This window comes from Promicromonospora sp. NPDC057488, from assembly GCF_042802395.1.
Lineage (GTDB): Bacteria > Actinomycetota > Actinomycetes > Actinomycetales > Cellulomonadaceae > Promicromonospora.
Genome location: NZ_JBHVEG010000030.1, coordinates 27344 through 51548, shown reverse-complemented (window position 1 = coordinate 51548; position 24205 = coordinate 27344). Strand labels below are relative to the sequence as shown.

Genomic DNA, 24205 nt, shown 5'->3' with positions numbered 1-24205 from the left:
GGGCGCGGCACGCGCCCGTGAACGCCTGACGCGATCCGGCGCCTCGTGGTGCGAGAATCGCGAGGTGCCACCGCAGACCCACGACGCCCGACCCCTGAACGGCATGAACGACAAGGGTCACACCGCTGACGACGCCGAGGCCGCCCGTACCGCGCGGGAGCGGGCCGAGGCCCGCGCCGCCGAGGAGGCGGAACGCCGCCGCGCCGAGAGCGAGGAGCGGCGCGACACCGCGCGCCAGGAGGCGAGCCACGCCGCCGAGGCCGCGCGGGAGGCGGTAGCCGACGCGCTGCGCACCGTCGTCGGCTGCGAGGTCGACACGAGCACGCGCCGCCGCGCGGAGTACTCCACGGACGCGTCGAACTACCGTGTGGTCCCCGAGGCCGTGCTCTTCCCGGAGAGCACCGACGACGTCGTCGCCGCGCTCGGGGCGCTGCGCGAGCTGTCGATCCCGGTCACGGCGCGCGGCGCCGGCACCTCCGTCGCGGGCAACTCGGTGGGCCCGGGCGTCGTGATCGACCTGGGGCGCCACCTCAACCAGGTGCTCTCGATCGACCCGGAGCGGGGCACGGCGCGCGTGCAGCCGGGCACGGTCATGTCCACCCTCCAGGCCGGGGCCAAGCCGCACGGCCTGCGGTTCGGGCCCGACCCGAGCACCCAGAACCGGGCCACGCTCGGCGGCATGATCGGCAACAACGCGTGCGGCCCGCACGCCGTCGCCTACGGGCGCACCGCCGACAACGTGGTCTCGCTCGACGTGGTCGACGGCACGGGACGGCGGTTCACCGCGGGCTCCGGCGACCCGGAGTTCGCCGACGTGCCCGGCCTCAAGGAGCTGGTCCGGGACAACCTCGCGCTGATCCGCACGGAGTTCGGGCGCTTCGGCCGGCAGGTGTCGGGCTACTCGCTGGAGCACCTGCTGCCCGAGAACGGCTCGAACCTGGCCCGCGCGCTCGTAGGCACGGAGGGCACCGTCGTCACCGTCCTGGAGGCGGAGCTCAACCTGGTCGAGGTGCCCGGCGCGCCGACGCTCGTCGTCCTCGGCTACCCCGACATGGCCACGGCCGCGGACGACGTCCCCCGGCTCCTGGACCACAAGCCGCTCGCGATCGAGGGGCTCGACGCCCGCCTGGTCGACGTCGTGCGCCGGGCCAAGGGCGCGGCGTCGGTGCCGCCCCTGCCCGGGGCGGACGACCCGCAGGTCACGGGCTGGCTCATGATCGAGGTGGGCGGCTCGTCGCAGGCCGAGGCGCTGGGCCGCGCGGACGCGATCGTCGCGTCGTCGTCCGCGCTGGACTCGACCGTGCTGCCCGCCGGGCCGGACGCCACGAAGATGTGGCAGATCCGGGCCGACGGCGCCGGCCTGGCCGGGCGCACGCCCGCGGGGGAGCAGGCCTGGCCCGGCTGGGAGGACTCGGCGGTGCCGCCCGAGAAGCTCGGCCCGTACCTGCGCGACCTGCAGGAGCTGATGGACCGGTACGGCGTGGACGGGCTGCCGTACGGGCACTTCGGCGACGGCTGCGTGCACCTGCGCATCGACATCCCGCTGGAGACGTCGGGCTCGGTGCTGCGCACCTTCATGACCGAGGCGGCGGAGCTCGTCGCCCGGTACGGCGGGTCGCTGTCCGGCGAGCACGGCGACGGCCGGGCCCGGTCCGAGCTGCTGCCGCTCATCTACTCGCCCGAGGCCATCGCGCTGCTGGAGCAGTTCAAGGCGCTGTTCGACCCGAAGGACGTGCTCAACCCGGGCGTCGTCGTGCGGCCGCGGGCCGTGGACGCCGACCTGCGGCGGCCCGCCGCCGCCCCCGTGCGCACCAAGCTGCCGCTGGTCGGCAAGGGCTCCGGGCACGGCGTGCGGCGCAAGTCCGGGTACGAGGGCTTCTCGTTCGCGCACGACCACAACGACCTGACCACGGCGGTGCACCGCTGCGTGGGCGTGGGCAAGTGCCGGGCCGACAACTCGGCCGCGGGCGGGTTCATGTGCCCCAGCTACCAGGCCACCAAGGACGAGAAGGACGTGACCCGCGGGCGGGCCCGCGTGCTGCAGGAGGCCGTGAACGGCACCCTCGTGGGCGGCCTGTCGGCGCCCGAGGTCCGCGAGTCGCTCGACCTGTGCCTGTCGTGCAAGGCGTGCTCCAGCGACTGCCCGGCCGGCGTGGACATGGCGCAGTACAAGTCGGAGGTGCTCTACCGCACCTACCGCGGCAAGCTGCGCCCCGTCGACCACTACGCCCTGGGCTGGCTGCCGCGCTGGGCGCGGCTCGCGGGTGCCGTCCCCGAGCTGGTCAACGCTCTCCTGGGCGTGCGGTGGATCGGCAAGGCCGTGCTGTGGGCGGGCGGCATGGACACCCGCCGGTCGATGCCGAAGTTCGCCGAGGTGCCGTTCCGGCAGTGGTGGGCCCGCGGCGGCGCGACGCACGGCGTTCCCGGGCTGCCGGTCACGGGCGAGCCGGGGCGCGAGGGCAGGACGGCGGCGCGGCTCGCGACCAAGCCCAAGGTCGTGCTGTGGACCGACTCGTTCAGCGACGCGCTCTCGCCCACCGTGCCGCAGGCGGCGCTGAAGGTGCTGACCTCCGCCGGGTTCGACGTCATCGTGCCCGACGAGCAGGCGTGCTGCGGCCTGACCTGGATCTCCACCGGGCAGCTCGACGGCGCCCGCCGTCGGCTCCTGAAGCTCCTGGAGGTGCTGGGCCCGTACGCGGTGAACGGCATCCCGATCATGGGCCTGGAGCCGTCCTGCACCGCGGTGCTGCGCTCCGACCTGCTCGACCTGTTCCCGGACGACCCGCGCGCACAGGCCGTGGCCCGCATGACGCGGACGGCGGCCGAGCTGCTGACCTCTGACGACACCCCCGACGAGTGGGAGCTGCCCTCGCTGGCCGACGTCTCCGCCGTCGTGCAGCCGCACTGCCACCAGCACTCCGTGATGGGGTACGCGGCCGACCAGGCCCTGCTGGAGCAGGGCGGCGCGCATATCGAGGTGCTCGCGGGCTGCTGCGGCCTGGCCGGCAACTTCGGCATGCAGAAGGGGCACTACGAGACGTCGGTCGCGGTCGCGGAGAACGCGCTGCTGCCGGCCCTGCGGGACGCCGCCCCGGGCACCACCTACCTGGCCGACGGTTTCTCCTGCCGCACCCAGGCGCTGGACCTGATGGGCGTCGAGGGCAAGTCGCTGCTGGAGGTCATCGCCGACCGGTTGTGAGGGCTACTCCAGCCACTCCGTCTCGAAGCGGTCGTTCGCGTGGATGTGGACGGCCTCGTAGAGGTCCGCGCCGAGGGTGCGGAACTTGTGCGGCACCATCGCCTCGACCACGAGGATCTGGCCGCCCACGGCCTCGAACTCGTTGCCGTCCACGGTGAACAGCGCCCTGCCGGAGCGGATCACGAAGGTCTCGGAGTAGGGGTGCCGGTGCAGCCGGGGGCCGGTGCCGTCCTGCGCCACCTTCTCGAAGATGACGGACACCTCGGACCCGTGGAGGTAACCCTCGAAGTTCCCGTACGGCAGCGTCGCCTGCTCGATCGCCTGAAGAGTCATGCTGCCCAGACTGTCTGCCGGGCGACCGCCAGGCAACAGCATTCGTGGGTGGCCGAACGTAGGCCTGGTCGCACTCTGAGCGGCCATGGAGCGACTGTGCCTACGTTCGACGCCGGAGGACAATGCGGGCCATGGAGTTTCAGGATGTTGTGCGCACGCGGCGGATGCACCGCAGGTTCACCGGTGAGCCCGTCTCGGCCGACGCCGTCGACCGGATCACCCGCAACGCCGTCCGGGCGCCGAGCGCCGGGTTCAGCCAGGGCTGGGCGTTCGTGGTGCTGGACACCGCCCAGGACCGGGACCGGTTCTGGGCGGCGTCGACCCCGGGCACCGCGGAGCGCTCGGCGCGCGACATGTCGGCCTGGCTCGCCGGCATGCGCACCGCGCCCGTGATCGTGCTGGCGCTCGCGTCCAAGGGCGCCTACCTGCGGCGCTACGCCGAGCAGGACAAGGGCTGGGAGGACCTGGACGAGGCCCGCTGGCCGGTCCCGTTCTGGCACGTCGACGTCGGCATGGCGTCGCTGCTGATGCTGCAGACCGCGGTCGACGAGGGGCTGGGCGCCTGCTTCTTCGGCGTCCCGCCGGAGCACGTGCCGGCGGTGCGGGCCGAGCTCGGCATCCCGGACGAGTACGAGATCACCGGCGTCGTCGCCGTCGGGCACCCGGCCGACGGCGGGGCCAAGGGCTCGCCCACCCGCCGCCGGCGCAAGCCCCTGGACGAGGTGGTGCACCGCGGCGGGTGGTGACCCGGCGTCACGCGGCGTCGAGCCGGGCCCGCACCTCGTCGTCGAGCACCAGGTCCGCCGCGCCGAGCGCCTCGTCGAGCTGCGCCACGCTGCTCGCCCCGAACACGGGGACCACCGGCACCTCGCCGCCCAGCAGCCACGCCAGCGCCACCTGGTTGGGCGTCGCGCCGAGCTCCGCCGCGACGGCCCGGAGCTCGGTGATCCGGGCGCGGGACCCCGCGTGGTCCGCGCCGTCGTAGAAGGGCTTGTCGTCCCGCGTGAACACGCCCTGGTGCAGCGGGGAGTACGCCAGCACCGTGAGCCCCGGCCGGCCGTCGGTGCCGGCGGACCGGGCGTAGTCGAGCAGCTCGGGCGAGGCCCAGTTGGTCCGGACCGGCTGCGGCCGCGGGTACAGGTAGCTGTGGCACTGCTGTACCGCCCCGTAGGGGGCGACGCCGAGCCGGGCGGCGGTCTCCCGCGCCTCGACGACGCGCCACAGCGCGACGTTCGAGATGCCCGGGATGCCGACGATCCCCTCGTCGACCAGCTTGCCGAACGCGCCGACCGTCTCCTCGAGCGGCGTCTCCCGGTCGTCCACGTGCCCGTACAGCACGTCGATGTGGTCGACGCCCAGGTGGCGCAGGCTCTCGCGGGCCTCCCGGTCGACCGTCGCGGCGGCCAGGCCCTGGAAGTTGGTGGGCGGCGTGTTCGACAGCGGCAGCGCCGGGTCCTTCTTCGCCGCGCCCAGCTTGGTCGCGATCCGCAGGTCGTCCCGGTTGCCGCGGGCGGCCAGCCAGCGGCCCAGCACGTCCTCCGAGTCGCGGCCGTAGCCGTCGCCCCAGTCGTTGTAGTTGTTCGCCGTGTCGAGGAACGTGCCCCCGGCCTCGACGAACCGGTCCAGGATCGCGAACGACGTCTCCTCGTCGGTCCGCGTGCCCATCCACATGGTGCCCAGGCACAGCGTCGACACCTCGAACGACGTGTGCCCGTTGTCCAGCGTGCGGTACTGCATGGTCAGCTCCTTCGGCAGCTCTGGTCCCGGGGGTCGCCCGCCCGGCACGCACCACGCTAGGAGCGAATCGGTCTGGTGCTACGGTCCAATGCCATGGCGCAGGACCAGACCAATTCCGCGGACGTGCTGATCGCCCTGGCCCCCGGCACCGGCGCGCTGCGGCAGCGGCTGGAGCAGGCGATCCTCGGCGACATCGCCTCCGGCCGCCTCGCGCCCGGCACGGCGCTGCCGCCCAGCCGCACCCTCGCCGACACGCTCGGCATCTCCCGCTGGGTGGTCACCGAGGCGTACGGGCACCTGGTGGGCAAGGGGGTGCTGGAGGCGCGGACCGGGTCGGGTACGCGGGTGGCGGCGGTCGCCCCCGGGGAGTCGCTGGTCGAGCCTGTCGAGACCCGGTTTCGACAGGCTCAACCTGCCGTTCGGGGTCCGGGGCTGGAACGCGCCCCCGACCGCGCCACCCACGACCTTGCCCCCGGCGTGCCCGACCTGCGGCACGTGCCCCGCGAGGCCTGGGCCCGCGCCGCCCGCGACGCGCTCGCGGAGGCGACGAACCAGGACCTCGGTGCGCAGCCGCCCGCCGGGCACCCGGCCGCCCGCGCGGCCGTCGCGACCCACCTGCGGCGCTCGCGGGTCGTCTCCGGGCCCGACGACGCCGTGGTGCTCACCCGGGGCGCCGCCGACGGGATGTCCCGGATCGCGGCGGCCCTCTCCGCCGCCGGGCACACCCACCTGCTGGTCGAGGACCCGAGCTGGGCCGCGCTCCGCGACGTCGCCACGGGCGCGGGCCTGGTCCCGGTCCCCGTCCCGGTGGACGACGCCGGGATCTCGCCCGACCGGCTGCGCGTCGAGGCCGCCCGCACCGGGGCCCGGGCCGCGCTGCTCACCCCGGCCCACCAGTTCCCGCTCGGCGCCGCGCTGTCCGACGAGCGGCGTTCCGGCCTGCTCGACTGGGCGCGCGAGGTGGACGGGCTGATCATCGAGGACGACTACGACGCCGAGTTCCGCTACGACCGCCGCCCCGTGCCCGCGCTGCAGGGTCTCGACCCCGACCGGGTGCTGCTGCTCGGCTCCACGAGCAAGACCCTCGCCCCGGCGTTCGGCATCGGCTGGATGGTGGTCCCGCAGCGCTGGCGCGCCCCGGTGCTCGACGTCTCCGTGCGCCGCGGGCCCGCACCGGGCCCGGCCACGCTGGACCAGCTCACGCTCGCCCGGTTCGTGGCGGACGGCGCCTACGCCCGCCACCTGCGCGCGGCCCGCACCCGCTACGCCCGACGCCGCGCCGCCCTGCTGGCGGGCCTGGACCGCGAGCTGCCCGGCGCGCTGGTCGGCGGCATCGCGGCCGGGATGCACGTGACCGTGGACCTCGCCGGGGTGCGGGTCGGGGCGGACGCGGCCGCCGTCGACGCCGTGGTCGACGCCGCCGCCGTCGTCCGCGAGGGGGCGGCCCGCGACGTCGCGCTGGTGGACCTGCGGCGGTACCAGGCGACGCCGTCGGCCCGGTCGACCGCGCTGGTGGTCGGCTACGGGAACCTCGCCGACGCGCGGCTGGCCGAGGCGCTGCGGTGCCTGCGCGCGGCGGTGGAGGCGGCGGTGTCGGGCTAGATCCGGAGCGTCCCCCGGCCGGGACTCGCCCGGCCTACAGCAGCTCCGGCACCTCGTGGCGCACGGCGGACCGCACCTCGGCCGGGAGCTGCGACCAGTCGTCGGCCGTGTCCAGGTCGACGGCGGTGCCGGGCCGGTCCACGACCGAGGCCTCCAGCCCCCGCGCGTCGGCCTCGGCGAGGTGCGCCGCCAGCGACCCGACGCCGAACCGGAACCGGAAGCCCCCCTCCGCTTCGAGGCCCGAGTTTCTCCTCTTTGCGGCCGCCGAAAGCGAAGAAACCCCGGCCTCGAAGGGGACGAGCAGCAGGTTGGTGCCCGACCTGTACCGGTCTGTCGCGATCACCACTGGGGCTTCCACAGCGAGGAGGGCCGTCACGTCCGCCGGGGTCAGGGCCGGCAGGTCGGCGTGCGCGACCAGGAGACGAGGGCGCGAGGGCCCGTCGGCCTCCGCCGCCGTGCCGTCCGCCGCCAGCACCTCCCGGGCGTGCTCCAGCGCGCCGTTCAGTCCCGGCCGGTCCGCCGGCTGCTCCAGCACCTCGACCGCCAGGCCGCCCAGCGTCTCCCGCGTGAAGACCGGGTCCGCCGTCACCACGACCACCCGCTCGATCTCGTCGGCGGCGAGCAGCGTCGACACCACGTGCCGCGCCAGCACGCGCACCAGCCGGCGCCGCGACCCGGCGTCGAGCACGGCGGCGAGCCGGGACTTGCCCGAGACGCCGTCGCGCAGGGGCACCACCGCCGTCGTCACGCCAGCGCCAGCAGCTCGCGGGCCAGGCGCTCGCGGCCCGGCGCGCCGCCCATGATCGTGTCGGTGACGTGCACCGACAGGCCGAGGTCGGCCACAGGGCCGGCGAGGTGCGCGTCGCGCTCGTCGATCACCATGACGTCCACGAGGCCGGCGTAGATCCGGGCCACGCCCAGGGCCGAGACCTCGTGCCCGAGCGACTCGAGGATCTGTGCGGCCGGACCCTTGATCGCCTGGCCGCCGACGATCGGGCTGACCGCCACGCGGCGCCCGCGGGCCCCGGTCAGCGCCTCGCGGACACCCTGGACCGCGAGGAGCGGCTCGATCGACAGGAACGGGTTGGACGGCGCGAGCACCACGAGGTCGGCGGCCAGGGCGTCGAGCACGCCGGGGGCCGGGCGGGCGGCGTCGGCCCCGTCGAAGTGCAGGCCGAGGACGGCGTCCGCGTGCTGCCGCCCCACGAAGTACTCCTGGAAGCCGAGCCGCCCGGACGGGGTGTCCACGAGGGTCGCGAGCCGGTCGTCGGTGGCGGGCAGCACGCGCGGGCGCACTCCCATCGAGCGGGCCAGCTGCGCCGTGACGGCGGACAGCGGCTCGCCGCGACGCAGGCGCGCGGTGCGCACGATGTGGGTGGCGAGGTCCTTGTCGCCGAGGGTGAACCAGGTGTCCTCGCCCAGCTCCTTGAGTGCGGCGAGGGTCGCGTAGGACTCGCCGCGCAGGCCCCAGCCCCGCTCCTCGTCGTTGAGCCCGGCGAGGGTGTACAGGACCGTGTCGATGTCTGGCGAGATGGCCAGGCCGTGCAGCTCGGTGTCGTCGCCGACGTTCACGACGACGGTGAGGGAGGGGGCGTCGAGCGCGAGATCGAGGCCGTGCGCGAGCCGCGCACCGCCGACCCCGCCCGCGAGAAGGGTGACGTTCACGCGTCGAGCCTACGTGCGCCGTGGGGGAGGATGGGTGCATGGCCGTCTTCGCGTTCTCCGTTGCCCCCATGACCGCCGGCGAGTCCGTCGCCGAGCAGGTCGCCGAGGCCGTCCGCATCGTCCGGGAGTCCGGTCTCCCGAACCGGACCACCTCGATGTTCACCGAGATCGAGGGATCCTGGGACGAGGTGATGCCGGTGATCCAGCGCGCGACCGACTCCGTGGCGCGCGGCGGGCATCGGGTCTCGCTCGTCATCAAGGCCGACATCCGCCCGGGTGCCGCCGCCGGGCAGATCGACAGCAAGATCGCCCGGGTCGAGGAGCGCCTCGCGGCCGACGAGTCGGAGACCGGCCACTCCTGAGCGGCCCGGCGGCCGGCCGGCGTCAGCCGACGAGCACCACGACCGCCAGGACCACCATCAGGGCCGACGACGCCAGCGCCGTGCCCAGCCGCCCGCGCGGCCCCGACAGCACGCGGCCCAGGAGCGTGCCGCCGAGGGCCAGCGCGAGCTGCCACGACGCCGACGCCACGAACGCGGCGAGCCCGAACACGACGGCGGCGGTTGTGCTGCTCCCGCCCGCCGTCGTTTCGGGCAGCAGCGCGCCGCCGGTCACGACCACGGCGAAGAACAGCACGGTGCCCGGGTTGATCGCGGTGATCGCCACGAACCGCGCGAAGGCGCGCGGCGCGGTGAGCGGGTCGGCGCGCGTCTCGCCGTCGGACGCCGCCCGCTCGCGCCAGGCGGTCAGCGCGCCGTGTGTGGCGAGCACCACGAGCACACCGGCGGACACGATCCGCAGCGGTCCCGCCACGGGCCGGACGAGGTCGGCGACCAGCGTGCCGAACAGGCCGGTGACCAGGGCGTACGCGCCGTCCACCGTCGCGATGCCCAGCGCGCCCGCCACGCCCACGCGCCAGGGGTGCCGCGCGGCCAGCCCCACGAGGTAGGACGCCACGGGGCCCACGGGCAGCGCGACCGCGTACCCGGCCACGAGGCCGGCGACCAGGACCGGCCACAGCGCCGGCAGCGACGCCGCAGCGCTCGTCATGGGCGGGACCCCAGGCGGGCCACGACCCGGGGGACAAGTCTCACTAACCCTTCACCCCCGTGTTTCCGGACTCTTGCCAGCGGCCTTTAGGCTAAGGCGGACCGATGCCGCAGGACCCGGGGAGATCACGAGATGCCATTGTTCGAGGTCGATACCCAGCGGCCACTCCTCGTGACGTCCGCGAACGGCCCGGACGGCGGGGAGCCAGGTCTCAAGACCACGGCCAACCAGGTGGTCGACTCGCACATCGACGGCCTCCTCGGCGAAGAGGTCTTCCCGATCGCGCAGGGCTCCGGCCCGGACGAGCCCCACCTGCTGGCCCTCGACGCGTCGGGCTCGCCCGTCGTCGTGGAGCTCGTGGCGGACCTCGACCGCGAGAACCTCGCCAAGGCCCTGGACCACGCCGGCGCCGCCGGCCGGCTGACCCGCGCCGAGCTCGCCGCGCGCTACCGCGGCGGGGCCAGCTCCTTCCAGCACGACGTCGCCGCGTTCTACGACAGCGTGCCGATCACGCGCACGCAGGCCGGGAAGAACGGCGGCGGCGGTGCGCGGCTGATCATCATCTGCCAGAACGCGCCCGACGAGATCCTCAACGCCGTCGACTTCCTGCGCCAGCCCTCGATGCCCGTCGAGGTGCTGAAGATGGGCGTGGTGAACTCGAACGACGGCCGCAAGTTCCTCGACGTGTCGCCGCTGGTGGTGCACCTGCCCCCCGGCCTGCCGGCCCCGAAGTCGGCGCCGATCGGCGGCACCATCACGAGCTCGATGAAGGGCTCGGTCAGCACGTCCATGGACACCGGCGTGACCGGCGGCGTCACCGGCGGTTCGTCGGGGCCCAAGGACGCCTTCGAGGAGGGCGTCAAGGTCGGCTACGCCCTCACGGGCAAGATGCCGGTCGTCGCGCAGGCGCCGCAGTCCCGCGCCGAGCGCCCCGCACCGCCCAAGCCGCCCGTGGCCGACGGCCCGCCGGCGCCGCCCGCCGGTCCGACCAACGCGGCGACCGGCCTCCGGTCCGGGCTGCGTGGCGCGGGCACCCGCGCGGGCCGCAGGGCGCAGGCCGCGGCCGCCTCGTCCGAGGCCGCGCCCGCCCCGGTGCCGACCGCTCCGCCCGAGGCCGCCGCGCCGTCGAGCGCCCCGGTCCCGCCCGTCCCGCCGCCCGCTCCGCGCGCCGCCGTGCCGCCGAGTGCCCCGGTCTCCCGGGTGCGCCCCGGCACGGAGTCCCGCCCGACGCCGAGCACGCCGCCGCGCCTGTCCGCGAGCCGCTCGTCGCTCGGCGCACCTGGCGCGCCCGGCGCGCCCACGCCGCCGCCCGCACCCCGCGCCGAGCCGCCGGCCGAGCCGGCGCCCACGGTGCGCCGCCGCTCGCGCACCGACCGGTTCGCGGCGTCCAGCCAGCCGGACGAGCCGGCGTCGGGCTTCCCGGCGTCCGGCCCCACGCCGTCCGCGGAGGCGGCCTACCCGCCGCCGCCCGCGGCGGACGCGCCGTACTCGCCGCCGCCCGTGCCGCAGCCGGTCGAGGAGAACCTCTGGCAGCCCGCGCCGTACGACGACGCGCCCGCCTACGGCGGCAGCGCCGCGAGCGAGCCGGCGGACTTCGAGATCACCCAGCCGCGGTACGAGCGCGAGTCGTCGACGTTCGCCCCCGCGCCCGCCGCGCCCGCGTACGACTACTCGGCGGAGGCCGCCGGTGGTTACGGCGACCAGGGTGGTTACGCCTACGCCGAGCAGCCCGGCTACGCGTCGCCCTACGCCGACGGCGGGGCCGCGGTGGTCGTGGAGCAGAGCCCCTGGGAGTCCGGCGGCTACATGGCGGGCCCGGACGACGGCTACGGGCAGACGGCGTTCGCCTCCGACCCGTACCCGACGAGCGCCCCCGAGGCGCCGGCCCGCCCGGTGCCGCCGGGCGAGAGCATCCGGGCCAGCACGCCCATGCTCTTCGAGGAGGAGGACGACCCCGACCTGGAGGCGCTGGCGCGCAGCATCGGCACGCCCACCCGGATCGTGTGGTCGCGCCCGCGGCGCAACCAGCACTTCGAGGCGATGCTCCTGCCGGACGGCGCCATCGAGCTGGCCAACGGCGCGCGCTACCGGCACCCGGACTCGGCGGCCACCGCGGCGTCGGGCTCGTACACCGCGGACGGCTGGAGCGTGTGGCGCCTCGGCGACACGGGCCCCACGCTGGTCGAGGAGTTCTCCCGCCGGTTCGCCTGAGCCGGCCGGCGTACCGCTCAGCCCGACGCACGCACCACGAGCTCGGGCACGAAGGTCGCCGACCCGCCCGGGGGCTCGCCGTCGAGCGCGGCGAGCAGCAGCCGTGCCATGGCGCTGGCCATGTCCTCGACGGGCTGCCGCACGGTCGTGAGCGGCGGGTGGGCCTGGGCGGCGACGCTCGAGTCGTCGAAGCCCACGACGGCGACGTCGCGCGGCACGTCCCGGCCGGCGGCCCGGAGGGCGGTCGAGACGCCGTCCGCCATCAGGTCGTTCGCCGCGAAGACGCCGTCGACGTCGGGCCGGGCGGCCAGGAGGGCGCGGGCCGCGGCCTCGCCGCCCGGGCGCGTGAAGTCGGCGGGGACCACCTCGGGCTCGCGCAGTCCCGCGGCGCGCACGCCGTCGAGGAAGCCCTGGAGCCGGGCGTGCCCGAACGGGGCGTCGGCGGGCCCCGCGACCACCGCGAGCCGGGAACGGCCGGCGCCCGCCAGGTGCTCGGCCGCGAGCCGTCCGCCGGCGGCCTGGTCCAGGTCGACCCAGGCGACGTCCGCCAGGTCGGTGCGCGTGGACAGCACCAGCGGCACGGCGAGGCCGGCGAGCCGCCCCGGCAGCGGGTCGGCGGAGCTGGACGTGATGAGCAGCACGCCGTCGACGTGCCCCTGCCGCACGTACCGCACCACCTGGTCGTGGGCGGGCGGGTCGGCGGGGATGATCGCGAGGTGGATGTCGCGGGGCCGCAGCACCTCTTGCGCCCCTGCCGTCACGCGGCCCAGGTAGGGGTCCGTGAAGAGGCGCTCGAGGAACGGCAGCGGCGAGCGCTGCTCCGGCGGCTCCGAGACCACGAGGGCGACCGAGCCCGTGCGCCGCGTCACGAGCGAGCGGGCCGCGAGGTTGGGCACGTAGCCGGTCTGCTCGATCGCCCGCCGCACGACCTCGGCGATCTCGGGGTCGACCGTGGGTACCTCGTTGATCACGCGCGACACGGTCGCGCGTGACACCCCGGCAACGGAGGCCACGACCTCCAACGTAGGACGAGCTGGCACCCGCCCTTTATACCCGTCCCCGTCCGCAGCCGAGTGCCGGGTCTTCGCCGTCTGTACCGGCACGGCGAAGACCCAGCACCCGACGAGGCGGGCTACTGGTAGACGCGGACGTAGTCGACGAGCATGCGGGACGGGAACGGGGTGCTCGCGTCCGGCGGGCCGGGCCAGTCACCGCCCACCGCGAGGTTGAGGATCAGGTAGAACTCGTGGTCGTAGATCCATGGCCCGCGGGTGGACTCCACGGTGTCCTTGTCGGCGTAGAAGACGTCGCGGCCGTCGAGCGAGAACTGGATGCCCTCGCTGTCCCACTCCGCGGCCCAGGTGTGGAAGCCGTCCGAGATCTTCGAACCGTCGGGCAGGGCGTAGGCCCCGCCGTAGCCCCCGCCGCCGTTGTACGCCGGGGCGTGCAGCGTGGAGTGGGCCTGGGTCGGGTTCTGGCCGATGAACTCCATGATGTCGATCTCCCCGTTGTACGGCCACGGGCGGCCGTCGAGGAAGTCGGCGCCCATCATCCAGAACGCGGGCCACAGGCCGCGGCCCTCGGGCACCTTCACGCGGGCCTCGAACCGGCCGTACTGCGCGTGGAACTTGTTCGAGGTGTTCATCCGGTGCGACGTGTACTGCCGCCCGTCGCGGTCCTCCCGCCGGGCCTCCAGCACGAAGTTGCCCTGGCCGTCCTGGAACCCGTTGCCGCTCGGGGTGTAGACCTGCTGCTCGTTGTTCTGCGGCAGGCCCGCGTCGATGGTCCACTTCGCGCCGTCCGCCGCCGTGCCGGCCGGGCCGTTGAACTCGTCGCTCCAGACGAGATCGAGGTCGTCGAAGTCGGGGTCGGCGGGCTCGGCCGGGGGAGCGGTGGGCGCGCCGCCGGTGCCGTAGACCTGGAACTCCCACAGCGAGTAGCCGTAGGGGCCGCTCCGGTCGCGCAGGTGCACGCGCACGTGCCGGCCGTCGGCGTCGAGCGGGACGGTCTGCTTGAAGCCGGTGCCGCTCGTGGTGCTGTGCACGGTGCGCCACGTGGTGCCGTTGTCGGACACCTCGATGTCGTAGGCCGTCGCGAACGCCGGGTCCCACTGCAGCACCACGCTGGTCACGTGCGCGGCGGCCCCGAGGTCGACGGCGATCCAGCCCTCGTCGACCCAGCCCGTGTCCGGGCTGACGGCCCAGCGGCTGGCCGGGTCCAGGTCGAAGGCCTTGTCCGGCGAGCAGAGCCAGCAGTTGCCGTCGTTCTGCGAGCTGGAGGCGCTGCCCTGCTTGCCGTAGGAGAGCAGCGAGGTGTCGGTGGGCGTGCCGCCCCCGGTGCCGAACACCTGCAGCTCCCACAGGGAGACGCCCCACTGGGTGGCGCGCTGGGTGACCCAGAGGCGCAGGTAGCGGCCGGAACCGTCGACGTCGAGGTTCTGGTCGCCGCCCGTGCCGGTTGTGGTCGAGTAGACGGTGGACCACGCGGCGCCGTCGGCGGAGGTCTCGATCCGGAAGCCGGACGCGTACGCGCCCTCCCAGTCGAGGACGACGCGGTCGATCGCCTGGACGGAGCCCAGGTCGACGCGGATCCACTGGTTGTCGGCGGCGGCGCTGGACCAGCGGGTGCCCGGGTCGCCGTCGACGGCGTTGTTCCCGGTGCTCCAGTCGAACTCGGTGCTGGAGGTGGTGACGGGCCGGCCCTGGGAGAGCGGTTCTGCGGCGGCCGATGCGGTGGTGACCTGGGTGATCGCACCCAGGGCGAGCAGGGCCGCGGCGGTGGTCGCCGCCGCGAGCAGGCGGAGGTGTCTGCGCATGTGACGTGCTCCTTCGAACGTCGGTCTGGCACGTTGAGCCATCTGAGAGAGCGCTCTCTGAGATGGTCGCGGACATTCCGGACTCCGGTCAAGACTTTCGGCGAAGTTTGCTGACCGACCTGTAAGTGAAGGGGCCTAAGGCCGGACGACGATCTTGCCGAACTGCTCGCCCTCGTCCAGCCGCGCCAGGCCCTCCGCGGCCTTCGCGAGCGGTACCTCGGCGTCGATCACCGGACGCACGCCCGTGCGCGCGCAGAACCGGGCGAGCGCGCCCAGGTCCTCGCGCGAGCCCATGGTGACGCCCTGGACCCGGATCTCCTGGAAGAAGATGCGGGTCAGCTCGGCCGGGGGAGCGTCGCCCGACGTCGCGCCGCACACCAGCACCGAGCCGCCCGGGCGCACCGAGCGGATCGAGTGGGCCCACGTCGCCTGGCCCACCGATTCCAGCACGGCGTCCACGCGCGCCGGCAGCCTGGCGCCGGTCTCGACCGCTCCCGCCGCGCCCAGCGCGACGGCCCGCTCCCGCTTCTCCGCGGAGCGCGACGTCACCCAGACCTCCAGGCCGGCCGCCGCGCCCAGCGTGACCGCCGCCGTCGCCAGCCCGCCGCCGGCGCCCTGCACGAGCACGCGGTCGCCGGGCGTGAGCCCGCCCTTCGTGAACAGCATGGAGTAGGCGGTGAGCCACGCCGTCGGCAGGCACGAGGCCTCCTCGAACGACAGCTCGGCGGGCTTCGGCACCAGGTTCGCGGTGGGCACCGCCACGCGCTCGGCGAGGGTCCCGGGGTAGCGCTCCGAGAGCAGCGACCGTGGCTCCTTCGGCCCGACGCCGTGGCCGTCGGCCCCGATGACGCCGTGCACGATCACCTCGGTGCCGTCCGGTGCCACACCCGCGGCGTCGGTGCCGAGGATCATCGGTAGCTGCTGCTCCTTGAGGCCGACGCCGCGCAGCGACCACAGGTCGTGGCGGTTCAGGCTCGCGGCCTTCACCTCCACCGTGGTCCAGTGCTCCGGCGTCTCCGGTTCGGGACGGTCGCCCACCTCCAGGCCGTCGAGGGGGCTGTCGGGCGCGAAGTGGGTCACATAGGCGGCGAGCATCCGTTCAACCTACCCGGCCCACGGTGCCGGCCAGGTAGGTCGAACGAACGGAAGATCACCTTCCGGACTGCTCCGTGCCGATGTCGAACATCCACGAGATGCCGAACCGGTCGGTGAGCGCCCCGTAGTAGTCGCCCCACGGGGCGAGCTCGAGCGGCTGGCCCGGGGTCGCGCCGTCGGACAGCTTCTCGTAGGCGCCCTTGATGTACTCGTGGTCGTCCGGGCCGCCGGTCAGGGAGACGGTGACGCCGCTGGTGGGTGCCACGTACTCCATGAACGACGGCGTGTCGGCCGCCATGATCGTGAGGCCGCCCGGTGCGTCGAGCTGCCCGTGCATGACGAGGGCCTTGTCCTCGTCGGGGGTCGGCATACCCTCCATCGGGTTCTCGCCGAAGGTGCTGACGGTGAGCTCACCGCCGAGCACGGACCGGTAGAAGTCCAGGGCGTCCTTGGCCTCGGACTTGAAGCTGAGGTACGGATTGAGCTTTGCCATACGGCCACGCTAAGCCTGGGCCGCGCGGTCCGCGCGACGGTTACCCGAGGAACTCGCTCACCATGGGGCCGATCTGGTCGGCCTCGACCAGGAACCCGTCGTGGCCCACGTCGCTCGTCACGATCCGCAGCGGCTCCGCCTGCGGGATCCAGCGCGCCAGCCGCGCGGACTGCGTGGGCGGGAACAGCCGGTCGCTGTCCACCGCCACGACCAGGGCGCGCGCGGTGATCTGGCTGAGCGCGCCCTCGACGCCGCCGCGGTCGCGCCCCAGGTCGTGCGACAGCATCGACTCCGTGAGCACCAGGTAGGAGTTGGCGTCGAACCGGCGGGCCAGCTTGTCGCCGTGGTGCTCCAGGTAGGACTGCACGGCGAACCGGCCGCCCGCGAACGGGTCCTCGCCGCCCTGCGGCAGCCGGCCGAACCGCTGGTCCAGCTCGTAGCTCGTGCGGTACGTCGTGTGCGCGATCTGGCGGGCGATGCCCAGGCCGGTGTGCGGGCCGTCGTCGTCGGCCGCGTCGTAGTAGTCGCCGCCGCGGAAGCGCGGGTCCACGCGGATCGCGGCGAGCTGCGGGTGCGCCCACGCGATCTGGTCGCCGCCGGTCTGGGCGGTCGTCGCGATGGCCGCGACGTTCCGCACGGGGATGCCCGACTCGGGCCCGAGCAGCGCCCACTCCAGCACGCGGAGCCCGCCCATCGAGGCGCCGATCACCAGGTCCCACGACCCGATCCCGAGCTCCCGGGTCAGCGCGATCTCCACGGCCACCTGGTCGCGGGTCGTGATGTAGGGAAAGCGGCCGCCCCAGGGGCGCCCGTCGTCCGCCGTCGACGACGGCCCGGTGGTGCCCTGACAGCCGCCCAGCGCGTTGGGCGCCACCACGAAGTAGCGGTCGGTGTCGATGGGCCGCCCCGGGCCGACCATCTGCGCCCACCAGCCGCTGGTGACGTGTCCCGGCCCGGCCTCGCCCGTGACGTGGGAGTCGCCCGTGAGGGCGTGCAGCACCAGCACGGCGTTCGAGCCGTCCGCGTTCAGCGTGCCCCACGTCTCGTAGGCCACGCGGACGGCGGGCAGGCGCCCGCCCGCCTCGAGCTCGAAGGAGCCGACGTCGGCGAACTGCCGCCGCCCCGGGTCGTCGCCCTCCCGCCACGCGCCGCTCGGCGGCACCGGCGGCTTGCTCCGGGCGCGCGAGGTCTCGACGGGTCCCGCCGGACCGGGCCGGGCGACGTCGCCCGTGTCGGGCCGGCCGCCGCCGTGGGCGTCGTCCGACACGGAGAACGGGACGCTCGCGGTGCGGAGGGTCTGGTCGGGGGCGCCGTGCTCGGCCTTCGGGGTGGTGATGGCCATGGCTTCTCCTACGGCTCGGGGTGCGGAGCGGGCACCGGAGGGTTCCCCGGTGCCCGCTCCAGGTACGGACGGGACGATCAGCTGGTCTCCTCGCCCAGGAGGTTCTTGGCGGCGGTGAAGCCGAGCTCCAGGTCCGCCAGGATGTCCTCCACGTTCTCCAGGCCCACCGCCAGGCGCACCAGGCCGGGCGTGACGCCCGACAGCGCCTGCTCGTCCGGCGTGAGCTGGGAGTGGGTCGTGGAGGCGGGGTGGATCACGAGCGACCGGACGTCGCCGATGTTCGCCACGTTGGAGTGCAGCTGCAGCGCCGAGACGAAGGCCTGGCCCGCGTCCGCGCCGCCGTCGAGCTCGAAGGCGAGCACCGCGCCGGCGCCCTTCGGTGCGTACTTCTGGGCGTTGGCGTGCCACGGCGACGTCGCCAGGCCGGCGTAGTGCACGCCGCGGACGTCGTCCCGGGCCTCCAGCCACCGGGCGACGTGCTCGGCGTTGGCCACGTGCCGCTCGATCCGCAGCGACAGCGTCTCCAGGCCCTGGGCGAGCAGGAACGCGTTGAACGGCGAGATCGCGGCGCCGAGGTCGCGCAGGAGCTGGACGCGCGCCTTGAGCACGAAGGCCAGGTTGGCGCCGAGCGCGCCGTCCACGCCCAGGTCCCGCGCGAAGACGATGCCGTTGTAGCTCGGGTCCGGCGTGTTGAAGCCGGGGAACCGCTCGGGGTCGGCCGCGAAGTCGAACCGGCCGCCGTCGACGATCACGCCGCCGATCGCGCTGCCGTGCCCGCCCAGGTACTTCGTCGCGGAGTGCACCACGATGTCGGCGCCGTGCTCGAACGGGCGGATCAGGTACGGGGTGGCCACCGTGTTGTCCACGATGAGCGGGACGCCGGCCTCGTGGGCCGCGGCCGCGACACCCTCGATGTCGAGCACGTCGGCGCGCGGGTTCGGGATGGTCTCGCCGAAGAACGCCTTCGTGTTGGGCCGGACGGCGGCGCGCCAGGCGTCGAGGTCGTGCGGGTCGTCCACGAACGTCGTCTCGATGCCGAACTTCGGCAGCGTGTGGTGCAGCAGGTTGTACGTGCCGCCGTAGAGGCTCGCGGAGGCGACGATGTGGTCGCCCGCCTGCGCGAGGTTCAGGATCGCGAGGGACTCCGCGGCCTGGCCGGAGGCGACCAGCAGCGCGCCGACGCCGCCCTCCAGGCTGGCGATGCGGTCCTCGACGACCTGCTGCGTCGGGTTGCCGATGCGCGTGTAGATGGGCCCGAGGTCCTTCAGGGCGAACCGGTCGGCCGCGACCCCGGCGTCGGGGAACACGAACGAGGTGGTCTGGTAGATCGGCAGGGCGCGTGCGCCGGTCGTGGGGTCGGGCTCCTGGCCGGCGTGGATCTGGCGGGTCTCGAACGACCATTGGGGCTGCGTCATGGCTCTCCTGCTTCCTGTGCGGGGTGGCGTGCTTCTGGCTGAACTGACCGAGCTGAGCCGCGGCATGCCCCGTGGGGCCTGCGCATCAGGAGGGGTCCGCGGCGGGTCGAGGGCGCGCACGCGGAAGTCGGCCGGACGGCCGAGGGCAGGCGAACGTGCGCTGGATCAGCAACAACACATTCGACGAGTCATGGTGCGACCGTAGACGGCCGCGGGCGAGGGCGAAAGCCATGTCTTGAATCGTGAGATGCAGAAATGAGACAGGGTGGGCGACTCTGGTCCCGTGTCGGCGTATGCGCCGTTTTGCCTTCCGGATGCGCACTTCGGAGGCTCGGGGCACATTTGATCCCGTAACAACGGAGTGATTCACAGGATCTGCGCAAGGCGACACGCCGGAGTGGTGCGGATCGGAAGGGGGATCATGCGACGGATCCAAGCTCTGGACGAGTCCGCCGGGTCGGAGCAGCACCGGCACGGCGGCGTGCTGGCGTTCCGTGCCCTCGGATCGGCGGTCCTCGCCTTCAGCCTGGTGTTCCCCTGGGGCCCCAGCGCCGAGGCGGAACCGCCTGCCGACCCGCCGTCGGCCCAGGACGTGCAGGATGCCCGCGACGCCGTGGCCGCCGGGACCCTGGACGTCCACGAGGCCGAGGCGGCCCTGGTGGCGCTCCGCACGGAGCTTGAGGCCGCGCAGGTCCGCGTCCAGGTGGCCGGCGCCGACTACGCCGAGGCGCAGCAGGCGGTCGAGCAGGCGAAGGCGGAGGTCGCGACGGCCCGGAAGGCAGCGGCGAAGGCGCACCGGGGCGAGGTGACGGCGCGGGGGAGCCTGGCCGAGGTCTACCGGGCGTCGTCGCGCGACGACGGCCTGGGGCCGCTCGGCGTGGCCCTGCGCGCCGACTCGGTGCCCGACCTGGTGGGCCGCAGCGCGGCCGAGCGCGCGGTGCAGCGCAAGGTCGGCGGCGCCCTGGCCGGTTACCAGGACGCGCGCGCCGCCTCGGAGTCCGCCGACGCCCGCTGGTCGGCGGCCAAGGAGGAGCTCGACGCGGCGGCGGAGCGCGCCGAGACCGCGTACGACGCCGCCCAGACGGCCGCCGCGGACCTCGAGGCGCGTACCCGCGCGGCCGAGGCCGAGCGGCAGGCGCTCGTGGAGCGGCTCGCGGAGCTGCGGCAGACCAGCGTGCGGATCGAGCGGGAGCGGGAGGCCGCAGAGGCCGCCGCCGCGGAGGCGGCCCGCGAGGCGGCCGCGCGGGCGGAGCTCGAACGGCAGCAGGCGGCGCGGGACGCCGCCGAGGCCGAGGCCGAGGCGCGCGCGGCGGAGGCGGCGCCCGCGGAGCGCGGTTCGGGTGGTTCCGGTGGTTCCGGTAGCTCCGGCAGCTCCGGTGGGGGCAGCGGTTCCGGCGGGGGCGGCGCGGCCTCGGCGGGCCCGCGCGCGCCGGCCGTCCAGCCCACGTCGGGGGTCACCGTCGGGTCGGCGGGCCGCGGTGTCGGCGCCGTGACCTGGGCCCGCACAAAGATCGGGGCGCCCTACCTGCTGGGCGCCGCGGGGCCGTCGTCGTACGACTGCTCGGGGCTGACGATGATGTCGTGGGCGAGCCAGGGCGTCGACATCACGCGGACGTCGCGGTCGCAGTACCTGGCGGTCGGCAAGGTGGGCTACGGCGCGCTGCGGCCCGGCGACCTCATCTTCTACGGCTCGAACCCGAGCGACCCGTCGTCGATCTACCACGTGGCCATGTACACGGGCGGCGGCATGATGATCGAGGCGACCCTGCCCGGGCACCCGCTCTCGGAGAACCCGCTGCGCCTGTCGGGCGCGATGCCCTACGCGGGCCGGCCCTAGCCGGAAGTGTCAGACGCCCAGGTCACCGGGGTGACCTGGGCGTCTGACAGGTGGTGCTGCGGGCTGCGTCAGTGCTTGTCGTAGTAGCCCGTGTCCTTGGCCCGCTGGATCGAGCGGACGATCTCGGCCTCGGCCTCGGAGCGGCCCACCCAGTGGGCGCCCTCGACGGACTTGCCGGGCTCCAGGTCCTTGTAGACCTCGAAGAAGTGCTGGATCTCCAGGCGGTGGAAGTCCGAGACGTCGTCGATGTCCTGGCGCCACGCCGCGCGCTGGTCACCGGTCGGCACGCACAGCACCTTGTCGTCGCCGCCGGCCTCGTCGCGCATGCGGAACATGCCCAGGGCGCGGCACCGGATCAGGCAGCCGGGGAACGTGGGCTCCTCCAGCAGGACCAGGGCGTCCAGCGGGTCGCCGTCCTCGCCGAGGGTGTCCTCGATGAAGCCGTAGTCGTCCGGGTAGCGCGTCGAGGTGAAGAGCATGCGGTCGAGGCGGATGCGTCCGGTCTCGTGATCCACCTCGTACTTGTTCCGCTGACCCTTGGGGATCTCGATCGTGACGTCGAACTCCACGCCGATGTGCTCCAGTTCTCGATGATGGTCGCCGAAGTGTCTTACCGCGGCGGCGGTCTTGCGCCTGTCCAGTGTGCCATGTGTCTTGTATCCCGACCGTGACCTGTGGTCAGAACCACTGCCCGTGTTCGGCATAATTCGCAGCGTGCGCGACACGCGCGGGAATCGACGGCATATGTGGGTGAAATTTCCCGTGAATCGCCGCTGTCGTACACGCCGCGTGGTTTGCCGCGACTAGAGTTGGCGATGGCTTTCACGTGACGATCGAGAGGATGCCCATGGAGTGGGGGTTGCGCTCCGGCGCTGCCGTCGCCGCGGTCGTCGCACTGTTCGGTGGGTACCTGGTCGCGGACGCGTACGACGTCGTCCCCGGCATGCTCACCACTGCCGCACCCTGGCCCGAGCCGAGTCCGTTCCCGTCCGCGCCCGGCGCCGTCGACGGGCCCGAGCCCGCCGGGCTCCTGAGCGACCTGCCGAGCGACGCCCCCGTGCCGGACAGCGTGGAGATGCAGCGCCTGGTGAGCGACCTGGCCAAGGACAAGCGGCTCGGCTCGCGCGTCGGCGTGGTCGTGGCGGACGGCACGTCGGGTCAGGTGCTCGGCTCGTCCAGCCCGGACAAGCTGATGACCCCCGCCTCCACGCAGAAGCTCTTCACCGGCGTCGCGGCGCTCTCGTCGTCCATGGCGAACAGCACCCTGCAGACCAAGGCCGTGCTCGTCGACGACAACACCGTGGTGCTCGTGGGCGGCGGCGACATGATGCTGGCCGAGGGCAAGGGCGACCCAAACGCGGTTAACGGTCGTGCCGGGCTCGCCGATCTCGCCCAGCAGGTCGCCGCCAAGATCAAGGTCACCGGGGCCACCGAGGTGCGGGTCGCGCTCGACGACACGCTCTTCACGGGCGACGAGATCGCCCCCACCGTCGCGAGCCCGGACATCGCCGCGGGCTACATCGCGCCCGTCTCGTCCCTCGGCATCAACGTCGGGCTGCTGGGCGACGGCTACACGGACAACGGGCCCCGCGCCTCGGACCCGGGCAAGTACGCCGCCGAGGCGTTCTCCGCGGCCCTGGAGAAGCAGGGGCTGACGACGGCCGGCGCCGTGATCGACGAGACCGCGCCGGACGACGCGCGCGTGCTCGGCGAGGTGAGCTCCGCACCGCTGGCGGACGTCGTCGGCTTCGCGATGCAGTACTCCGACAACACCATCACCGAGGTGCTCGGGCGCCTGGTCGCGGTGGACGCCGGCCTGCCCGGCTCGAACGACGGCGCCACCCAGGCCGTGATCGCCCAGGCCAAGCGGCTCGGCGTCGACATGACCGGTGCCCGGCTGCGGGACTGCTCCGGGCTCGGCGACGGCTCGTACCTCAGCGGGCAGCAGCTCGTGGACCTGCTCGGCGTCATGGTGGACCCGGCGAACCCCGAGCTGCGCAGCGAGGCCGTCGGCATGCCCATCGCGGGGCTCACCGGCACGCTCGACGTGACCCACGGGCGCTTCACGGGGGCCAACGCCGCCCGCGGCCTCGCCCGGGCCAAGACCGGCAGCCTGCCCAAGGTGCGCGCGCTCGCCGGGACCGTGGTCACGGCCGACGACCGGCTGCTCGTCTTCTCCGTGCTCGCCGACTCCATCCCGGCCAAGCAGACGGCGGGCGCCACGTCCATCTACGACGGGTTCGTGGGCGACCTCGCGGCGTACTCCACCCAGGGCTGACGCGGCAGCACCCCGGGCCGTTACCGTGGTCCGGTGACCCAGGCCTCCGCATCCCCACAGATCGTCGACTGGTCAGCAGCGGCACAGATCGCGGCGCGCCTCGCCGCGCCCGGCCCCCTGGCCGGACGGGACGAGCTCGCCGCCCTGGTGAGCGGCCTGCGGACGGCGGCGGGCGACGCCGTCGGGCACGTGTTGGAGACCACGCGGATGACGCCGGCCGGCACCTACGGGGCCGACGGGGCCGGCCTGAGCCCGGTCGCGGTCGTGGACCGCGCGAGCTGGGCCCGCGCGAACACCCAGTCGATGGCCGTCATGACCGACGGGATCGGCACGGCGGTCGCCGAGATCTCCCGGAGCGCCACCTCCGCCGGTGCCCAGATGGCCGGCGCCGCCGAGATCGGGGCCGTGCTCGCCCTGCTCAGCGGCCGCGTGCTGGGGCAGTTCGACCCGTACTCCGGCCCCGGCCGGCTGCTGCTCGTGGCCCCCAACGTGCTGCAGGCCGAGCGCGCGCTGCAGGTCCCGGAGCAGGACTTCCGGCTCTGGGTCTGCCTGCACGAGCAGACGCACGCCCTCCAGTTCGCCGCGGCGCCCTGGCTCGCCGGCCACCTCAGCGGACGCACGCGGGGCCTGGTCTCCGGCATGGCCCGCACCTCCGCCGAGCTGGCCAAGGCCCGGTTCGACCGCAAGCTCGCCGTGATCGGGCGCAGCGTGCTCGACGCCCTGCGGGGCGAGGGCGGCACCCTCATGGACGGCATGCTCACCCACGAGCAGAAGGCCGAGCTCGCCGACATCACCGCCGTCATGGCCCTCCTGGAGGGGCACGCGGACGTGATGATGGACGCCGTCGGGCCGCGCGTGGTGCCGTCCGTGCGGCGCATCCGCGCCAAGTTCGAGCGGCGGCGCGACGGCGAGGGCCGCAGCACCTTCGACGTCGTGGTGCAGAAGCTGCTGGGCATGGAGGCCAAGCTCGCGCAGTACCGCGACGGCGCCGCGTTCGTGCGCACCGTGGAGCGCACCGTGGGCCGCGACGGCCTCAACGCCGTCTGGGCCGGGCCCGAGAACCTGCCGAACGCCCGGGAGATCGCCGACGCCCGCGCGTGGGTGCGCCGGGTGCACGGATGAGGGTGCGCGGA

General features: G+C 74.3%; 20 protein-coding genes. 8 read left to right on the top strand and 12 right to left on the bottom strand.

The genetic code is table 11. The features are described 5' to 3' along the window. Nucleotides 1-103 precede the first annotated feature (103 nt). Complete coding sequence (locus ACFU5G_RS08910; protein WP_377242862.1) at nucleotides 104-3199, top strand: FAD-binding and (Fe-S)-binding domain-containing protein; 3096 nt, start codon at nucleotides 104-106, stop codon at nucleotides 3197-3199. Between the two features lie 3 nt (nucleotides 3200-3202). Here the strand turns inward: ACFU5G_RS08910 and ACFU5G_RS08905 are convergent, their stop codons facing one another. After that, on the bottom strand, nucleotides 3203-3532 hold the full coding sequence (locus tag ACFU5G_RS08905; RefSeq protein WP_377242860.1) for a cupin domain-containing protein: 330 nt from the start codon (nucleotides 3530-3532) through the stop codon (nucleotides 3203-3205). A 131-nt stretch (nucleotides 3533-3663) separates the two neighbouring features. Between ACFU5G_RS08905 and ACFU5G_RS08900 the strand changes: the two genes are divergently transcribed. Continuing rightward, nucleotides 3664-4278, top strand: coding sequence for a nitroreductase family protein (locus ACFU5G_RS08900; protein WP_377242858.1), 615 nt, complete (start codon nucleotides 3664-3666; stop codon nucleotides 4276-4278). Nucleotides 4279-4285: 7 nt separating this feature from the next. On the opposite strand, the gene ACFU5G_RS08895 is transcribed toward ACFU5G_RS08900, so the two are convergent. Further along, nucleotides 4286-5269 carry an aldo/keto reductase gene (locus ACFU5G_RS08895; RefSeq protein ID WP_377242856.1) on the bottom strand — a complete coding sequence of 328 codons (984 nt, stop codon included), beginning with the start codon at nucleotides 5267-5269 and terminating at the stop codon, nucleotides 4286-4288. A 93-nt stretch (nucleotides 5270-5362) separates the two neighbouring features. Between ACFU5G_RS08895 and ACFU5G_RS08890 the strand changes: the two genes are divergently transcribed. Continuing rightward, a complete protein-coding gene (locus ACFU5G_RS08890) occupies nucleotides 5363-6871 on the top strand; it encodes a PLP-dependent aminotransferase family protein (protein WP_377242854.1) in 1509 nt (502 codons plus the stop codon). Between the two features lie 34 nt (nucleotides 6872-6905). On the opposite strand, the gene ACFU5G_RS08885 is transcribed toward ACFU5G_RS08890, so the two are convergent. Continuing rightward, complete coding sequence (locus tag ACFU5G_RS08885) at nucleotides 6906-7619, bottom strand: NTP transferase domain-containing protein (RefSeq protein ID WP_377242852.1); 714 nt, start codon at nucleotides 7617-7619, stop codon at nucleotides 6906-6908. Next, nucleotides 7616-8536: a 2-phospho-L-lactate transferase gene (gene cofD / locus ACFU5G_RS08880; RefSeq protein ID WP_377242850.1), complete on the bottom strand. Its 921-nt coding sequence runs from the start codon at nucleotides 8534-8536 to the stop codon at nucleotides 7616-7618. The genes ACFU5G_RS08885 and cofD overlap by 4 nt, the downstream gene beginning before the upstream one ends. Nucleotides 8537-8574: 38 nt before the next feature. Between cofD and ACFU5G_RS08875 the strand changes: the two genes are divergently transcribed. Then, nucleotides 8575-8898, top strand: a complete 324-nt coding sequence (locus tag ACFU5G_RS08875) for a thiamine-binding protein (protein ID WP_121386496.1) — start codon at nucleotides 8575-8577, stop codon at nucleotides 8896-8898. A gap of 22 nt (nucleotides 8899-8920) precedes the next feature. Here the strand turns inward: ACFU5G_RS08875 and ACFU5G_RS08870 are convergent, their stop codons facing one another. Further along, complete coding sequence (locus tag ACFU5G_RS08870; protein WP_377242848.1) at nucleotides 8921-9586, bottom strand: LysE family translocator; 666 nt, start codon at nucleotides 9584-9586, stop codon at nucleotides 8921-8923. A 132-nt stretch (nucleotides 9587-9718) separates the two neighbouring features. Here ACFU5G_RS08870 and ACFU5G_RS08865 point away from each other — a divergent pair, with 132 nt between their 5' ends. Further along, nucleotides 9719-11797, top strand: coding sequence for a hypothetical protein (locus tag ACFU5G_RS08865; RefSeq protein WP_377242846.1), 2079 nt, complete (start codon nucleotides 9719-9721; stop codon nucleotides 11795-11797). 17 nt (nucleotides 11798-11814) lie between these two features. Here ACFU5G_RS08865 and ACFU5G_RS08860 read toward each other — a convergent pair whose 3' ends face one another. The 6 genes from ACFU5G_RS08860 to ACFU5G_RS08835 form a co-directional block, all read right to left on the bottom strand. Further along, complete coding sequence (locus tag ACFU5G_RS08860) at nucleotides 11815-12810, bottom strand: LacI family DNA-binding transcriptional regulator (RefSeq protein ID WP_377242844.1); 996 nt, start codon at nucleotides 12808-12810, stop codon at nucleotides 11815-11817. 119 nt (nucleotides 12811-12929) lie between these two features. After that, on the bottom strand, nucleotides 12930-14612 hold the full coding sequence (locus tag ACFU5G_RS08855) for a discoidin domain-containing protein (protein WP_377242842.1): 1683 nt from the start codon (nucleotides 14610-14612) through the stop codon (nucleotides 12930-12932). A 135-nt stretch (nucleotides 14613-14747) separates the two neighbouring features. Beyond that, a complete protein-coding gene (locus ACFU5G_RS08850) occupies nucleotides 14748-15707 on the bottom strand; it encodes a zinc-binding dehydrogenase (protein WP_377242840.1) in 960 nt (319 codons plus the stop codon). Nucleotides 15708-15762: 55 nt separating this feature from the next. Further along, a complete protein-coding gene (locus ACFU5G_RS08845) occupies nucleotides 15763-16200 on the bottom strand; it encodes a VOC family protein (protein WP_377242838.1) in 438 nt (145 codons plus the stop codon). Nucleotides 16201-16240: 40 nt separating this feature from the next. Further along, the gene (locus tag ACFU5G_RS08840) at nucleotides 16241-17542 is read right to left on the bottom strand and encodes a homoserine O-acetyltransferase (RefSeq protein WP_377242836.1); all 1302 of its coding nucleotides are present in this window, start codon (nucleotides 17540-17542) and stop codon (nucleotides 16241-16243) included. Between the two features lie 77 nt (nucleotides 17543-17619). Further along, nucleotides 17620-18957, bottom strand: coding sequence for a bifunctional o-acetylhomoserine/o-acetylserine sulfhydrylase (locus tag ACFU5G_RS08835; protein WP_377242834.1), 1338 nt, complete (start codon nucleotides 18955-18957; stop codon nucleotides 17620-17622). 421 nt (nucleotides 18958-19378) lie between these two features. Here ACFU5G_RS08835 and ACFU5G_RS08830 point away from each other — a divergent pair, with 421 nt between their 5' ends. Beyond that, the gene (locus ACFU5G_RS08830; RefSeq protein ID WP_377242832.1) at nucleotides 19379-20794 is read left to right on the top strand and encodes an NlpC/P60 family protein; all 1416 of its coding nucleotides are present in this window, start codon (nucleotides 19379-19381) and stop codon (nucleotides 20792-20794) included. 68 nt (nucleotides 20795-20862) lie between these two features. On the opposite strand, the gene ACFU5G_RS08825 is transcribed toward ACFU5G_RS08830, so the two are convergent. Then, the gene (locus tag ACFU5G_RS08825; RefSeq protein ID WP_377242830.1) at nucleotides 20863-21363 is read right to left on the bottom strand and encodes an inorganic diphosphatase; all 501 of its coding nucleotides are present in this window, start codon (nucleotides 21361-21363) and stop codon (nucleotides 20863-20865) included. Between the two features lie 257 nt (nucleotides 21364-21620). Between ACFU5G_RS08825 and dacB the strand changes: the two genes are divergently transcribed. Together dacB and ACFU5G_RS08815 are read left to right on the top strand one after the other, a co-directional pair. Continuing rightward, a complete protein-coding gene (dacB, locus tag ACFU5G_RS08820; RefSeq protein WP_377242828.1) occupies nucleotides 21621-23072 on the top strand; it encodes a D-alanyl-D-alanine carboxypeptidase/D-alanyl-D-alanine-endopeptidase in 1452 nt (483 codons plus the stop codon). A 33-nt stretch (nucleotides 23073-23105) separates the two neighbouring features. Further along, the gene (locus ACFU5G_RS08815) at nucleotides 23106-24194 is read left to right on the top strand and encodes a zinc-dependent metalloprotease (protein WP_377242826.1); all 1089 of its coding nucleotides are present in this window, start codon (nucleotides 23106-23108) and stop codon (nucleotides 24192-24194) included. Nucleotides 24195-24205: the final 11 nt, after the last annotated feature.

Bases quoted from the DNA above. Each gene is read 5' to 3' on its own strand.
- ACFU5G_RS08890 (WP_377242854.1), top strand. From the start codon at position 5,363: ATGGCGCAGGACCAGACCAATTCCGCGGACGTGCTGATCGCCCTGGCC.
- ACFU5G_RS08850 (WP_377242840.1), bottom strand. From the start codon at position 15,707: ATGCTCGCCGCCTATGTGACCCACTTCGCGCCCGACAGCCCCCTCGAC.
- ACFU5G_RS08835 (WP_377242834.1), bottom strand. From the start codon at position 18,957: ATGACGCAGCCCCAATGGTCGTTCGAGACCCGCCAGATCCACGCCGGC.
- ACFU5G_RS08905 (WP_377242860.1), bottom strand. From the start codon at position 3,532: ATGACTCTTCAGGCGATCGAGCAGGCGACGCTGCCGTACGGGAACTTC.
- ACFU5G_RS08870 (WP_377242848.1), bottom strand. From the start codon at position 9,586: ATGACGAGCGCTGCGGCGTCGCTGCCGGCGCTGTGGCCGGTCCTGGTC.
- ACFU5G_RS08845 (WP_377242838.1), bottom strand. From the start codon at position 16,200: ATGGCAAAGCTCAATCCGTACCTCAGCTTCAAGTCCGAGGCCAAGGAC.
- ACFU5G_RS08830 (WP_377242832.1), top strand. From the start codon at position 19,379: ATGCGACGGATCCAAGCTCTGGACGAGTCCGCCGGGTCGGAGCAGCAC.
- ACFU5G_RS08865 (WP_377242846.1), top strand. From the start codon at position 9,719: ATGCCATTGTTCGAGGTCGATACCCAGCGGCCACTCCTCGTGACGTCC.
- ACFU5G_RS08855 (WP_377242842.1), bottom strand. From the start codon at position 14,612: ATGCGCAGACACCTCCGCCTGCTCGCGGCGGCGACCACCGCCGCGGCC.
- ACFU5G_RS08875 (WP_121386496.1), top strand. From the start codon at position 8,575: ATGGCCGTCTTCGCGTTCTCCGTTGCCCCCATGACCGCCGGCGAGTCC.
- ACFU5G_RS08840 (WP_377242836.1), bottom strand. From the start codon at position 17,542: ATGGCCATCACCACCCCGAAGGCCGAGCACGGCGCCCCCGACCAGACC.
- ACFU5G_RS08910 (WP_377242862.1), top strand. From the start codon at position 104: ATGAACGACAAGGGTCACACCGCTGACGACGCCGAGGCCGCCCGTACC.
- ACFU5G_RS08900 (WP_377242858.1), top strand. From the start codon at position 3,664: ATGGAGTTTCAGGATGTTGTGCGCACGCGGCGGATGCACCGCAGGTTC.
- ACFU5G_RS08895 (WP_377242856.1), bottom strand. From the start codon at position 5,269: ATGCAGTACCGCACGCTGGACAACGGGCACACGTCGTTCGAGGTGTCG.